The organism is Klebsiella electrica, assembly GCF_006711645.1.
GTDB lineage: Bacteria > Pseudomonadota > Gammaproteobacteria > Enterobacterales > Enterobacteriaceae > Klebsiella > Klebsiella electrica.
Genome location: NZ_CP041251.1, coordinates 21,848 through 35,253 on the forward strand (window position 1 = coordinate 21,848; position 13,406 = coordinate 35,253).

Genomic DNA, 13,406 nt, shown 5'->3' on the forward strand with positions numbered 1-13,406 from the left:
GGCTAATCAGTACAACGGGGCGCACCCGCCGCCCGGACACGTCCTGTTCCCGGCACAAACCGCCCAGGCAAAACGGCACTATCGGAAAAAATGTCCAATATTTATTTTGGTGATCGGATTTATTGTCCTCGGACTGCGCCGCCCGGTACGCCATAATAATGACACCGCGCCGCCTGGCTGATTCGTCACCCACTACAGGAAGATACCGTGACCGGATTTTTTCAGGGGAAGCGAAGCCATGCGCAACTCGTTTGTGCCTGGCTGAACGCCCGGACAACGGAGGGCTTTAGCCCGGAGGCGGCAGCGGGTTTTTATCAGGATGCGGAGATTTAAAAATTGAGTAACTTACCTGCCGGAAATTTTCAGATTTCACGTAGCGTCACCGTTCCGGGTAGCGTTGCCGGGTCGTGGTCGCTCGATGCTGCCCGGACAATGCGCGACTACGCCGCGCACCTCGGCGCGGGTCTGCCAAAATACCTGCTTGCCCCGGAAGTCGGGCTGCTGCTCTCCTGTATCGATGATCTCACCGCCCGGATGTATTTTGAAACGCTGTGGAATACCGGGGCGCGACTCAATGAAGCGCTGGCGCTGACACCTGCCTGTTTTACGCTGGAGCCGTCGCGCCGCCACCCGCAAGCCGTGGTGATGCTGAAAACCCTGAAACAACGCAACCGCGAAGCCGTCCGGGGGCGTGGTCGTCCGGCTGTTGATGCTGACACCCTGCACCCCGATCCGCGCTACCGCAAACCGCCCGAACCCGGCATAAGAATCGTGCCGCTGCTCGATGCCGCCTACGTGCGCCGGATGCGGGAATACCTCGCCACCTGGCGAAAACGGGTTAAGCATGTTCCGGTGTGGGAAGTGAAGTCACGGCAAACGCCGCTGAACTGGCTGAACGCTGCGGTAGCCCGCGCACAAAGTGACGGGGTAACGTTTCCGATCACGGTCACGCCGCATACCTTCCGGCACTCGTTCGCCATGCATTTATTAATGAGTGGTGTACCGGAGAAAACGATTCAGGGGCTGCTGGGGCATCGGTATGCCCGGAGTACCGAAGTCTATACGCGCGTGTTCTCGCTCGATGTACTGACCGGAAACGGCCTGTCATTCAGCTATGACGCGCAGACGGCACGGCGCCTACTTACCCGTGAGTAATAAAATGGATGTAATAATACACACCATAAACATTGCCTAACAGAACGCTTGTGTGTATACTCATTTACATAAGGTGTGTAATGATACACAACGTTAAATAAAGGATCGGCAAATGGGTAAAATTATTGCAGCAGCGGGTCATAAAGGTGGGCCAGGTAAATCCACGCAAATCATTTCTATCGGCGTATGTCTCGCAATGAAAGGGAAATCCGTATGCTGGCTGGAAACGGATAAGCAAGGTAGCTTGCAGGACTTTGTTGAAACACGAAAAGAGAATGGTATTACGCTGGAAATTCCCCTGTTCAGGAATTTTACAGATATTGCCGCGACAGCCAGAAATCTAACAACAAAATTTGATTACGTCCTTCTTGATACTCCCGGTCAACAATCTGCGGAGTTCATGAAATCGTTGGTTTGTGCCGATATTGTACTGACCTTTGCCGATCCGGGTTCAAGCATTGAAACAAATACATTAGGTAAGGTCGTTTATGATATTAAAACCGCGCAAGCCGGACTCAACCCGCACCTTAACGCTTATATCGTATTGAATAAATGCGATACCGATCCACGCGATACAGAAGCCTCTGAGTTCCGTAAGTTATTGAGCGACGATCCCGACTGGCTCCCCGTGACTCGCCAGCGTATCTACTACCGGAAAGCACACAAAAAGGCTTACAACAGTGGTATGGGGGTACACGAATATAATGATAAGTGCGGCAATAAAGCACGGGGAGAAATTGAGTTGCTCCTGAAAGAAATTAATGTGTTATAATACACATTATTACACACTAGTAAAAATGAGAACAGTAATGGCAAAAGTACCAAAGAAAGTTACCCATGATATTCAAAATGTTGATATGCGTACATTTGTGAGTTCGGCTTCACAACGCCCAGAATCAGCATCAAAAGTCACGCGAGTAAACATCACCATAAAAAATGATGATCTGGCCATTTCTGACACCTATCAGGACGCTTACGGCGTAAGTCGTGCCGATGTACATAGCGCCGGAATGTCATTGCTCCAGCGTCTATCTGATGATGAACGACAAACGCTATTTGAAGAAATTCGCAAGAAAAGCCCCAAAGCAGGCAGGCCATCCGTTAAAAAGTGACAGCGTTGATAGCATCAAGTATGGAATAAAGTGACGAAATAAACAAAAGCCCTCGTTTTTGAGGGCTTTTTTTCTTTGTCTATCGCTCCATGCCGTTATCACGTTCCTGCTCATTATGGCGGGATTTTTCTTCCGTGAATTTCTGCTCCATTCTGTCCTCTGCAACATCCCTTGTCAGATTGTGATTAAGTAATTCGGCCTCCATTTCAGGGCGGTTAAACTCCAGACCTTCGGAGACAAATTTATCCTGGTACTGGTCGATTGCTTCAAGGATCTTACCGTCCTGCTCTGATACGTCCCTGCCCTGCGCTTGTTCCAGTTCATGGCGGGGAACCGGTACGGCATCTTTAGCAGCTTCCTGAATCCCTTTTATTTCAGTAACAGACTTATCTGCGGCCTGTACGCTGGCTTTATCTGCGTTTATGCCATGCAGCATGGAAACTGTTTTTTTGTAGGCGACTGCCTCCTGTACGGAGTTAAACGGTCGAATATTTTCGTTCAGCTCCTGTTTAGGGAATTTCACAAAATAAACGGCCTCTTTAGACGGCTCCAGCGTGGCTTTGTGCGCGTTGATAACGTCCTGCTCCAGTGATACCGGATCAAGCTCCACGCCCGTTTTGGCCTGGATGATTTCGGCGTTAATCTCGGCCTTAACTTTAGTGTCGTTGTCTATAGAGGCGCTGAACTCACGGCGTTTCTGGTCGTCGGTCATCATCATGCGGCGCATTTCATTATCAGCCAGCAGTGCTTTGACTTCTTCCACTGTCTGACGCGCTTCCGGCTGCGCTGTGGCCTGTTCTACCGCCTCTTTAAGCTGGCTTGGCGTTGCCGGGTTAGGTGTCTGCTCTACCGCTGCTTTCAGTGTCTCTTTAGACGGCTCCAGCGTGGCTTTGTGCGCGTTGATAACGTCCTGCTCCAGTGATACCGGATCAAGTCCCACGCCCGTTTTGGCCTGGATGATTTCGGCGTTAATCTCGGCCTTAACTTTGGTGTCGTTGTCTATCGAGGCGCTGAACTCACGGCGTTTCTGGTCGTCGGTCATCATCATGCGGCGCATTTCATTATCAGCCAGCAGTGCTTTGACTTCTTCCACTGTCTGACGCGCTTCCGGCTGCGCTGTGGCCTGTTCTACCGCCTCTTTAAGCTGGCTTGGCGTTGCCGGGTTAGGTGTCTGCTCTACCGCTGCTTTCAGTGTCTCTTTAGACGGCTCCAGCGTGGCTTTGTGCGCGTTGATAACGTCCTGCTCCAGTGATACCGGATCAAGCTCCACGCCCGTTTTGGCCTGGATGATTTCGGCGTTAATCTCGGCCTTAACTTTGGTGTCGTTGTCTATCGAGGCGCTGAACTCACGGCGTTTCTGGTCGTCGGTCATCATCATGCGGCGCATTTCATTATCAGCCAGCAGTGCTTTGACTTCTTCCACTGTTTGACGCGCTTCCGGCTGCGCTGTGGCTTCCCGTTCCGTTTCACGTGTGACAGCATTCTCTTTGGTTTCCGGCTCCGGTTGGTGCATTTCCTTTTCGTCCTGGTGGATTTTATTTGCATCCAGTTCAGCTTTTGTTTCCAGCATAATTTTCTGGAATTTTTCAGGGCGAAGGATAATGTTCATCCCTTTTTCTGCGGCAATTGTCGCGCATTGCTGTTTAAATTCATCCGTTCCGGTGAGTTTCAGGACACCGCCGAATTTTTCCCGTGAATAATCCAGCATAACGGCGATTTCTTCCTTAGAGGCTTCCTTGCTTGCAACAACAAAATCACCTTTATCCGTAAACACCGGGGATTCCGTTTCCTGATCACGATAGACAATTTTCCCGTCTTGTTTGTCCATCACCAGATCTTTCAGTTTAGTGTTGCTGCGGCGTAGTTCTTCCAGCCGTTTTTGAGCTTCAACGGCTTTAACCAGTGACGTTTCAGGCTGGTCAGCCTGAATGCCATTTTCTTCTTCACGATTTAAATAACTTTTTAACCTTTCTACAGCTTTCATGTTTTCGCTTCCTTCTGACCAGTTTGCATGATACTGGCTAATAATGTTACGCCCTTCTTTTTCCATTTCAGCCAGTGATTCTAACGTTGTGAGTTTTTTGTAAACCAGTATACCTTTTGCCACTTCACGTTCGGAGGGTGGAATGCTGCGGAGTTCTTTACGCATTTCACGTAAATCATTATACATTTTTGCGCGTTCATTTTTAACAAAATCGCGTAATGTTTTATTGCCTGACTTCAAAGAATCCAAACGTTCCTTCGCTTCCCTTCTGTTTAAAGAACGGTTTAAAACAGGTTTTTCAAATGGTTTATTCGCTTTCTGATCTGCATAGACTTTTAAAAGGAATTGTTTTGCGTCCACCCATGAAAGATTCAGGTTCTTGGTTAAAAAATCTGACGCATTAAGATTCCTTTTACCCACTGAAAACCGGGGGGAACCGTCCGGCGCTTTACTGACAGCATGAATTTCAGAATTTACATTAAATTCTCTGGCAACGGCGGATAAAAATCGTTCCGGGTCAATTTCTTTTCTGATAACCGCCATCGTTGCAATCTCATTGCTTTCAGCATCTTTATTTAATTTCTGGTAAATTAACTCATGAAGCAATGAAGATTGTTCAACCGTTTTTAATCCTCGCTCTGTGAATTGTCTATCAGAATCCCGTCGCATTTCGCTATCAGAATGTTGTCGCTCTTGTAGCCGCTTTGCCAGATCACGCTCCGCATTATCTGGCAGTAAACTGACAGATTCGGTGGGTGCTGCTCGCCCGTTGATTCCGTAAACCAGACCGCGTTGGGGCAAACGTGGCAAGCCGATTCCTGTTTTAATTCTATCGAGTCGGGAAGCTGGATCAAAACCTCGCTCATTACGGCTCTGCCGTCCTCTCGATTGTTCAGTATGTCCTTTGTTAAGTTTGTGTTTTTCGTCATAGCTTTTTATCCTCTCTGCAAGAAAAGTCGCTTTGCCCTTATCATCCAGTGATTTGTAAGCCTCACGAATACGCGATGATGCGGGGTAAATATGTTTAATCTCATGACTTGCGCGGCTTGTCCACGCCTCAAGACGTGCTGAGATTTGTTTTTCAGTAGGTTTAACCAAAGGTAACTCACGCGATTCAATATACTGTTTACTGAAAAGCGGATTTTTAAGATTGGTAAATTTCTTATCACCATCAAGTTTTACAGATAAATACTCTCCGGCCTTACCTGCATTGCGTGTTTTAACCTCGCCATACTCTGACAAAAGGGTTTTAAAATCACTGAATGAGCGAACGTTTTCACTTTCAAGTCGAGAATGAATAGCCCGTTTAACATCGCTGTTACGCTCATTAAACAGGTCGCCTTTTGTCCGTGAAAGCACATTAGCATAATTCTGGTCGCTGACGCGCATGGCATCTTTCGGGCTGACAAGATTGTATTTGTGATTAATGTGTTCCTGAATAGCGTCTAACTGCACCTGAGTTTTTGAGTTAGTTAAATCCCCTCTAGGATTCATTGATTTTTCAGTTACAATATTAACTCTCGGAATTACGATATGAATATGGGGTTTGCGCTCAATCCGTTCACCAGTGCGATTATCAACAAGATTTTTTATCTTTGGTAAATGTGCCTCGGCATAAAAGCAGTATTCATCCTCATGATAGGCATTCATGAATAATGATTTGTATTCCTGTGCAACGGCATGAAGCGTTTCCGTGCTTATCTCCGATTCCTGAAAGGAAAGTGTGATATGCAGATAACGCTCCTGCCCCTTATCCTCAATACTCTGAATAACTTTATTTGTGGTTTGTAAATCGCCGTCCAGAATCAGACGGTGATCCAGTTCTTCACGGGTGTATTCCCTTTCGGCCTTTCTGCCGTTCTCCAGATATTCGGCTATCCCGTTATTGCCACCACCATACCGGGTGATCATTTTGTCACGTCCTGCAAGGTGTTTCTGATACCAATCAGCGCATTGAGTAATTTTTTATATAAGGCATCTGATATAATACCTTTAGCGTTATCAGTATTCAGGCGATGGGCAATCTGATTCATGTTGTTGCTGGTTTTATGTAAGTAAAACAGGCAACGCTTGTAATCAGGTTGCTGGCGATGGTCTGGCTGATAGCCATTTATCTGATTGAGCGACAACATTCTGAAAAACTCGGATTTACTCATATCAAGCTGCTCAATAGCTTTAGCAAATGGCGCATACTCATCTTCGGTTAACCTGAATGTAACATGTACGCTCTTGTTTGTTTTTTTCATTTAGTCCCTCAAGGTTCGTAGAACCGCACCAGAACGGCTCAAGCCGTTCGGGGTTTCAAAGGGGTTTCCCCTTTGGCACGCCGATTGTAACATACCCGGAACGGGTTTGTGTACAATCGGTCTCGTGCCTGTAGTTTAGTTAGCATAAAATTACACTTTCACTATGTTTCATTGAATTTCATTAAATTGCACTAAAGTGATTGACAGTTGCATTAAATTTCACTAAATTGCACTAAACACAACAACAGTTTCACTAAATTGCACTATAAAAGCATATGTGCTAAATTTAAGCCAAAACACAATGAGGCTTTAATCATGTCAGACTGGAGAAGAAAACAAAGAACAGGTAAAGGCAAATTCCTGCCTCTTTTGGATGAAATTAATGCACGGTTAAATACTGGTGAAACAGTCAAACAAATATACATTTCTTATAAAGAAAGCATGGCAATTGAACTGAGCTATGTGCAATTTACTCGCTACGTGAATAAATATTGCAAGGATAATAACATTCATCTTACAAAGATGAATGATGATAAAAGACAAAACAAAACAAAACAAAAAAACAACGAGCCAGAAAATAAAAATAAATTTGGTGATGATTTCAATGACTACATGAATGTTTGTTATCAAAAAGAAAAACTTGTTCAACAGGCCATAGAAAATGATATTTCTGTGGAAACAATAAGCTCATGGGGCTGTGCTAACTTTGTTCAGGTTAGTAATGCTCTCGGTAATTACATACGAAACAAAAGGTAATAAAAAATGTATCTGAAACTTGCAATTGTTAACAATAGCGGAAACGTCGGTAAATCTACTATTTGTCAGACCATGCTTAAACCTCGTCTTGATGAATCAGAGATTATTAAAGTTGAAACAATTAACACTGACGGAACAGATGACAAAAAACTTTCCGCTAAAGAATTTGATGAAATCATCAAGCGTATTGATGATAGTGAATGCACGATCATTGATGTGGGTTCATCCAATATTGAACAATTCATTATTCAGATGAATGAGTATCAAGGAAGTCATGACCTGATTGATTATTTTGTTGTACCTGTAGTTAGAGAAGCAAAACAACAGACAGATTCAATCCAGACAATTTCAGCATTAATGGCAATGGGAGTTGAGCCAGACCGTTTCAAAGTAATTTTCAACCTTGCTGAAAAAGATACGTCAATAGAAAAACAATATGCAATATTCTTAGCAAATGATATTTGCAAAGAAATTGCAGGTAAAAATCATTCAGTAGTCTATCATAACAATATTTTTAACATTCTTAATAAAGCCGGATTATCTTACGATGAAGTGTATAACGATAATCGTGACTTCCGAACTCTTATCCGGTCAGCAGCTTCAAAAGAAGAACGTCAGGAACTCTCTAACCTGCGTACAGTCAAAATGCTGATGAATGGCTTTAACAGCGATCTGGACGTAGCATTTCAAAATCTCAATCTTGGTTAACACCTCTCCAGTCTGGTGAGAAATCACCAGACTTTAAAAAGGAATCAATCATATGAGTAGTTTTTCAGAAGAATTTAAAGATCAAAAAATAAACCAGATGCTTGAGGACTATATAGCCCTCGACAATGAAATTAAAAAAGCGTTTGCTTCGCTTGTGCAAGCGATTGAAGATACTCCAGCCCGTTTTGATGGAGTCATATCAAAAAAACTGGATCAGCTAATCAGTGACAGTCTGGAAATTGACAGGGAAATAAAAGAGGCAACCACTGGAATTTCAGAAGAAAAAACAAAAAACATTCTAGAAATTCAAGAGGAAGCGATAAAAACAAAACAAAAACTTACCGACGATATAATCGCGTTATTAGCCACTCTAAAACATAATCAGGAAAAATCACAAGAAGGTTTGATAAAAAATCAAGAAAAACTACAATCCGTTTTTAACGATCATTTAGAGAAGATGGCTAAAAATGCGCAACCATTCAGCAAAAAAGCGGCGATAGCCATTTGTGCGGCCTGTACTCTCTTTGTCACGGCTGGCCTGTCCGGGGCTTTCTGGTACGTGACTAATCAAAGTAAAGTGCAAATGGAAGAAAACATGAAGTTTGCGGCATCGGGTTTTTTTGATATGCAGGATCTGACAAAAAAAGTCATAACGCAATTACCCCCGGCACAACAAGCTAAATTTAAAAAAGAACTGGATTCCATTAACAAACGAACGAAGTGAGCGCCTTTTGTTTTCACTGCCGCAAACGTGGTACACGTTTGCGGCTCGCTTTTCCTTCCTTTTGTCTCCGACAGTCTGGCTTCCTCGTAGCTGGTAGCCCGTAAAAAACGGGTCTGGCAGGGTGGGGGATTGTCACGCCATACGGCGTAACGCTTTTTTTGTCCTCGCTGCGCTGCGGGGCTTCCGGCTCCGCCTCCCATGCCCTCCGGGCATAAAAAAGGCGGCATATGCGCCGCCTTTGATTTTATACCTGGTTAAAACATTTCATATCCTTGCAAGTAATTTAGCCACCACCTGAACTGATCCCACTGCTCGCCGTTCATGGCGGGGATTGTGGTTTTCTTCCCTTTGACAACCGAATCCGCAACCTGTACGATTTGATGCGTTGACATTTTAAAACCTCACAATGTTTTTTTTGTTGATACGTGATCAGGTTGTTCCACCAACCTGATCACACCTTACCTTTATGTTTTACACCTCCTTATTCTGCAATTTCATAACTAACGTTTGTCGGGTTAACTTTGCATTGTTCCGCGATTTTTTTAATCACCGCCTCAAGCTCCACATAGCTGTTAACGGTAATTGGTTTTTTAATGCCGTAGGTATTCATAAACGCTTTACCGTTTTGAATTTCGGCCTTTGTAAAAGAAAATGAAAAAGTAGCTGGATAAGTAACGTTTAAGATGGATTGCATTTTTAACTCCTGCCACTGTGCGGCGTTGGTGTCCGGGGCGTTTCCCCTTTCGATGTAATAATAATACGATTTTTATGATCTGCCGTCAATATATATTGTGTAATATTACACACTATTTATGATAAATAAAAAAGGCCATCAACATGACGGCCTTAATGATGTTAGTGATAAATTTATTTCGTCAGCGCAATAATCCCCAACGTAAGGCCAGCAACCGCCGCCGCACCTCCGGCAATTGCTCCGGCGGTTTCCCAGTTGTCCTGGGTCGTTCCCTTCATGCACGTATTCGTATGTACTAAACGGCCTTGATCATCATAAACAGGGACACAAGGCGATTCATGCGCACAACCTGCTAACAACGAGGCCAGAAGGAAAACACCTGCGATTTTTTTCATTTGTCACTCCTGTTAAAAAAAGGCTATCTTTTGATAGCCTTTTTTAAATTAAAGATAAGTATTTAATCCTGTAACCTGTGTAAAAATATCCTGTAGCTGATCACAATAAATCATTGTCATGGTTTCAACTTCTTTCAGACTTACGCCCCGTGATTTATAAAAATATACGTTGTAGGTATCTGACGGATCAAGCTCGATTTTTACCAGATTAATACCAGAAGCCGCAAAATTAGAAGGTAATTTGAAAATCAAACCGCCTTTATCATAGATAACAAATTGCTTTGCCCCTGTCATGGCGATAAATCTGTTTCCGCCTAACTGATTCAAAATTTCAACAGCAATTGCTTTAGTATCCATCTTTTAACTCCTGCCACTGTGCGGCGTTGGTGTCCGGGGCGTTTCCCCTTTCGATGTGATAATAATACGATTTTTATGATCTACCGTCAATATATATTGTGTAATATTACACACTATTTTTTTTAAATTCCCGTCAGGGAATGGGAGGCGGAGCCGGAAGCCCCGCAGCGCAGCGAGGACAAAAAAAGCGTTACGCCGTATGGCGTGACAATTCCCCTTCCTGATAAGCCAGAACAAACTAACAGGCCACTGTATGCCGATTTGCAGCCCGGAACGGCGCAGTGGGCGCGAGCGTCAGCGAGTTTACGCCGTCATGATGCGTAGCAGCAGGGCGGGGCGCTGTACTGCGAGTGCGAGCAGAGCGAGCTACGGCTGCAATGTGCCGTTTTCAGCATTTTCAATCTCGATGATCATCATCTCAATGATTGCTTTGTCTTTTTCTCTGAGGCCATTTGCAGAAAAATCTACATTGTAGAAATTATCTTTATTAAAGAAAAAATCACTCACTGTTAACAGTGTTGTTTTTACACCATCCGGTGTTAATTTCTTAGAAAATGTTTTTACTCTTTTTACAAGATGGTAAATACCATCATTTTTTTCTAAATAATAATGCACATCACCTTTTCTTTTTTTCATAACTGTTTCACTGCCCCCATTAACTTAATTAGCTGATCTATGTTTAATCCCTGCACAAACAGGCCATACCCATTGTAGTGATCTGTTATTTTACCGCTGAGGCCATTATTTGCTTTAAACCCGGTTAGTGAATCGTGCCAACCTTCCAGCTTTACAAGCTGCGCCAGCATCCCTTTAATGATTCGCTCTTGTTCCAGCCCCTCCAGTTGTTTTTTTTCCGCTTCCTGCATTGTGTCCAGATCCTGCCTGGCTTGTTTCAGTATCTTATGGCGTATATCGTCGGCAATTGCCGCCGCATTACGTGACGGCGACACGGTACACCGTGCGCCACTTCCACGCCAGTAGCGAGACTCAACGAAACCATGAATAACAATACGCCCCTTATCCTCTCTGACTGTAAGCGTATAACGTTTCAGGTTCGGCGTGGTCAGTTTTATTCGATACTGGCAATCATCCAGCAAATTGACGCGCCATTCATCCCCCAACAAACGAGCAACCATTTCAAAAAGCGGCTGATACCGATCAAAAAAATTCATTTTTTAAACCTCGCGGCTGTATGCCGTTGACGTTAAAACACACCCCCACCTGTCAGGCGGGGGTGTGTTTTATTTTATGATATTGCCACTTTTGATAATGTTAATTAATTCTTTTTCGCTGTACTCTTTGCCATGTTCCAGCGTGGAATATATGTTTCCAACAATCCAATGTTTTTTTTCTTTGGTGTCAGTAAACCACCATGAATCCCGAAGAATAAAAGCAGGTTCACAATCATTGTTTTTTTCATAAACAATGATTGTTTCCACATCCTTCCCAGGATCATTGGAACAATTTACATCTGTCCTATATTCACTTGATACTTCAATGTCAAAATGTTTTTTTAAAAATGTAGTAAAGTGCATTTTTAACTCCTGCCACTGTGCGGCGTTGGTGTCCGGGGCGTTTCCCCTTTCGGTGTGATAATAATACGATATTTAAGATCTGCCGTCAATATATGTTGTGTAATATTACATACCATATATTATAGCCGGGACTATTGCCCCGGCTCACCTCTTAACCCTGTTTTGTGACTCTCTGCCAGCCTGTAGACTTGCGCTGTCCGTTTGTGCCGTACATTTCGCGGATTTCATCCATGCTGTGCTCTTTGCGGTTCCGGCTGGCTTTGTATTCATCAGGACGATAAAACCACTGTTTTTTCTTCGCCGCCCATTTACAGCCCATTTCTTTTAATGCGTCTTTATGTTCTTTTGTTTCGCCACTGATCCAGATCCAGTTTCCAATAACTTCATAAACCACACCAGACAGGCCAGAAAGCATATTTAATACTTTTTCGAGTTCTTCGCCAAAGTCATAACGGGCGTTTTCGTCAGCACTCTGGAATTGATTAATTTTATCAATATTCTGCATCAGAAAATCAAATGCAGCATTGACGGCTTTCATCATATCCGCGCCAACTGGATTACGGTCAGGATGAAATTTTAAAGCGGCTTGCTTATAAGCTTTTTTAATGTCTTTTTCAGTCAGTTCACCAGATAAACCGAAAATATTTAATGCTTGCTGGATATTCATTTTTAACTCCTGCCACTGTGCGGCGTTGGTGTCCGGGGCGTTTCCCCTTTCGATGTGATAATAATACGATTTTTATGATCTGCCGTCAATATATATTGTGTAATATTACACACTTTTTTTAAATTCCCGTCAGGGAATGGGAGGCGGAGCCGGAAGCCCCGCAGCGCAGCGAGGACAAAAAAAGCGTTACGCCGTATGGCGTGACAATTCCCCTTCCTGATAAGCCAGAACAAACTAACAGGCCACTGTATGCCGATTTGCAGCCCGGAACGGCGCAGTGGGCGCGAGCGTCAGCGAGTTTACGCCGTCATGATGCGTAGCAGCAGGGCGGGGCGCTGTACTGCGAGTGCGAGCAGAGCGAGCTACGGCTGCATCTATCAGAAACCTAAAAAACACTGATTGTCAAAATAACGCCTGTGAGCCACTCTGAGCCGTTTTTTTTGGTTTAGCTATAGTATGGGTCATCTTTTTCAGGAAAACCCGCCAGAATGTGATTAGTGAGCGCAAAAGATACCTCCGCTCGCCGCAGCCGAACGACCGAGCTTAGCGAGTCAGTGAGCGAGGAAGCGGAATAGCACCAGGACGAACAGAAAGCACTTACGCCCGGTTACTGCATATCGTGATCTGCCATGAAGTTATTCACATGGCAGAATTTGCTCTCCCCTTAGATCCTTTTTCTTTTTTTTTCTTTTTTAAAACATTGCGATCTTGATTTTTTATTGCATATCAATAGTTTGAGCGTTTAAAGGTGTATGCCTTCCCGGTTAAAGGTGTATGCCTTCCCGGTTAACGGTGTATGCCTTCCCGGTTAAAGGTGTATGCCTTCCCGGTTAAAGGTGTATGCTTTCCCGGTCTGGTTGTCTGTTTTTTGCTCTTTGGTTAATTTCTGCTCTTCACCTTTAATGTTATTGATTATAAATGACTTTATTATACGGCCTTGTTGATAAGTTGAAAAAAGTTAATATAATCATATTGTTATGAAAGGTGATCACATTCCCGGTTAAAGGTGGTTTTTTTGTTGATCTAAATCCACCTTTATGATTTGATTGTAGGTATCATATTAAGGGGGATAC

The 13,406-nt window shown here is 43.9% G+C and carries 16 protein-coding genes; 7 read left to right on the forward strand and 9 right to left on the reverse strand.

From position 1 onward, the window contains the following. Nucleotides 1-207 precede the first annotated feature (207 nt). The 4 genes from Electrica_RS29165 (at nt 208) to Electrica_RS28240 (ending at nt 2,267) form a co-directional block, all read left to right on the forward strand. Nucleotides 208-333, forward strand: a complete 126-nt coding sequence (locus Electrica_RS29165) for a hypothetical protein (protein ID WP_266095189.1) — start codon at nt 208-210, stop codon at nt 331-333. 3 nt (nt 334-336) lie between these two features. Beyond that, the gene (locus Electrica_RS28230; protein WP_142256013.1) at nt 337-1,155 is read left to right on the forward strand and encodes a tyrosine-type recombinase/integrase; all 819 of its coding nucleotides are present in this window, start codon (nt 337-339) and stop codon (nt 1,153-1,155) included. Between the two features lie 112 nt (nt 1,156-1,267). Further along, nucleotides 1,268-1,927, forward strand: a complete 660-nt coding sequence (locus Electrica_RS28235) for an AAA family ATPase (protein WP_142256014.1) — start codon at nt 1,268-1,270, stop codon at nt 1,925-1,927. Nucleotides 1,928-1,964: 37 nt separating this feature from the next. Next, the gene (locus Electrica_RS28240; protein ID WP_142256015.1) at nt 1,965-2,267 is read left to right on the forward strand and encodes a hypothetical protein; all 303 of its coding nucleotides are present in this window, start codon (nt 1,965-1,967) and stop codon (nt 2,265-2,267) included. A gap of 79 nt (nt 2,268-2,346) precedes the next feature. Here Electrica_RS28240 and Electrica_RS28245 read toward each other — a convergent pair whose 3' ends face one another. Both Electrica_RS28245 and Electrica_RS28255 read right to left on the reverse strand, forming a co-directional pair. After that, complete coding sequence (locus tag Electrica_RS28245) at nt 2,347-6,162, reverse strand: LPD7 domain-containing protein (protein ID WP_167686297.1); 3,816 nt, start codon at nt 6,160-6,162, stop codon at nt 2,347-2,349. Beyond that, nucleotides 6,159-6,497, reverse strand: coding sequence for a plasmid mobilization protein (locus Electrica_RS28255; RefSeq protein ID WP_142256018.1), 339 nt, complete (start codon nt 6,495-6,497; stop codon nt 6,159-6,161). Before Electrica_RS28255 ends, Electrica_RS28245 begins: the two co-directional genes overlap by 4 nt. A gap of 315 nt (nt 6,498-6,812) precedes the next feature. Between Electrica_RS28255 and Electrica_RS28260 the strand changes: the two genes are divergently transcribed. From Electrica_RS28260 to Electrica_RS28270, 3 genes are read left to right on the forward strand one after another with little or no spacing between them, the layout of a single operon-like run. Continuing rightward, nucleotides 6,813-7,253 carry a TraK family protein gene (locus tag Electrica_RS28260; protein WP_142256019.1) on the forward strand — a complete coding sequence of 147 codons (441 nt, stop codon included), beginning with the start codon at nt 6,813-6,815 and terminating at the stop codon, nt 7,251-7,253. 6 nt (nt 7,254-7,259) lie between these two features. After that, a complete protein-coding gene (stbB, locus tag Electrica_RS28265; RefSeq protein ID WP_142256020.1) occupies nt 7,260-7,961 on the forward strand; it encodes a StbB family protein in 702 nt (233 codons plus the stop codon). A gap of 52 nt (nt 7,962-8,013) precedes the next feature. Continuing rightward, on the forward strand, nt 8,014-8,685 hold the full coding sequence (locus Electrica_RS28270; protein WP_142256021.1) for a hypothetical protein: 672 nt from the start codon (nt 8,014-8,016) through the stop codon (nt 8,683-8,685). Between the two features lie 481 nt (nt 8,686-9,166). Here Electrica_RS28270 and Electrica_RS28275 read toward each other — a convergent pair whose 3' ends face one another. From Electrica_RS28275 to Electrica_RS28305, 7 genes are all read right to left on the reverse strand, one after another. Continuing rightward, complete coding sequence (locus tag Electrica_RS28275; RefSeq protein WP_142256022.1) at nt 9,167-9,379, reverse strand: hypothetical protein; 213 nt, start codon at nt 9,377-9,379, stop codon at nt 9,167-9,169. Nucleotides 9,380-9,552: 173 nt separating this feature from the next. After that, nucleotides 9,553-9,774, reverse strand: a complete 222-nt coding sequence (locus Electrica_RS28280; protein ID WP_142256023.1) for a putative periplasmic lipoprotein — start codon at nt 9,772-9,774, stop codon at nt 9,553-9,555. A gap of 48 nt (nt 9,775-9,822) precedes the next feature. After that, on the reverse strand, nt 9,823-10,131 hold the full coding sequence (locus Electrica_RS28285) for a hypothetical protein (protein ID WP_142256024.1): 309 nt from the start codon (nt 10,129-10,131) through the stop codon (nt 9,823-9,825). 366 nt (nt 10,132-10,497) lie between these two features. Next, nucleotides 10,498-10,767 carry a hypothetical protein gene (locus tag Electrica_RS28290; protein WP_142256025.1) on the reverse strand — a complete coding sequence of 90 codons (270 nt, stop codon included), beginning with the start codon at nt 10,765-10,767 and terminating at the stop codon, nt 10,498-10,500. Beyond that, complete coding sequence (locus Electrica_RS28295; protein WP_142256026.1) at nt 10,764-11,303, reverse strand: ATP synthase F0 subunit B; 540 nt, start codon at nt 11,301-11,303, stop codon at nt 10,764-10,766. Before Electrica_RS28295 ends, Electrica_RS28290 begins: the two co-directional genes overlap by 4 nt. A gap of 69 nt (nt 11,304-11,372) precedes the next feature. Then, the gene (locus Electrica_RS28300; protein WP_142256027.1) at nt 11,373-11,666 is read right to left on the reverse strand and encodes a cobalamin biosynthesis protein CbiX; all 294 of its coding nucleotides are present in this window, start codon (nt 11,664-11,666) and stop codon (nt 11,373-11,375) included. A gap of 151 nt (nt 11,667-11,817) precedes the next feature. Continuing rightward, nucleotides 11,818-12,333 (reverse strand): J domain-containing protein, encoded by a 516-nt coding sequence (locus Electrica_RS28305; RefSeq protein WP_142256028.1) that lies wholly within the window; start codon nt 12,331-12,333, stop codon nt 11,818-11,820. Nucleotides 12,334-13,406 lie beyond the last annotated feature (1,073 nt).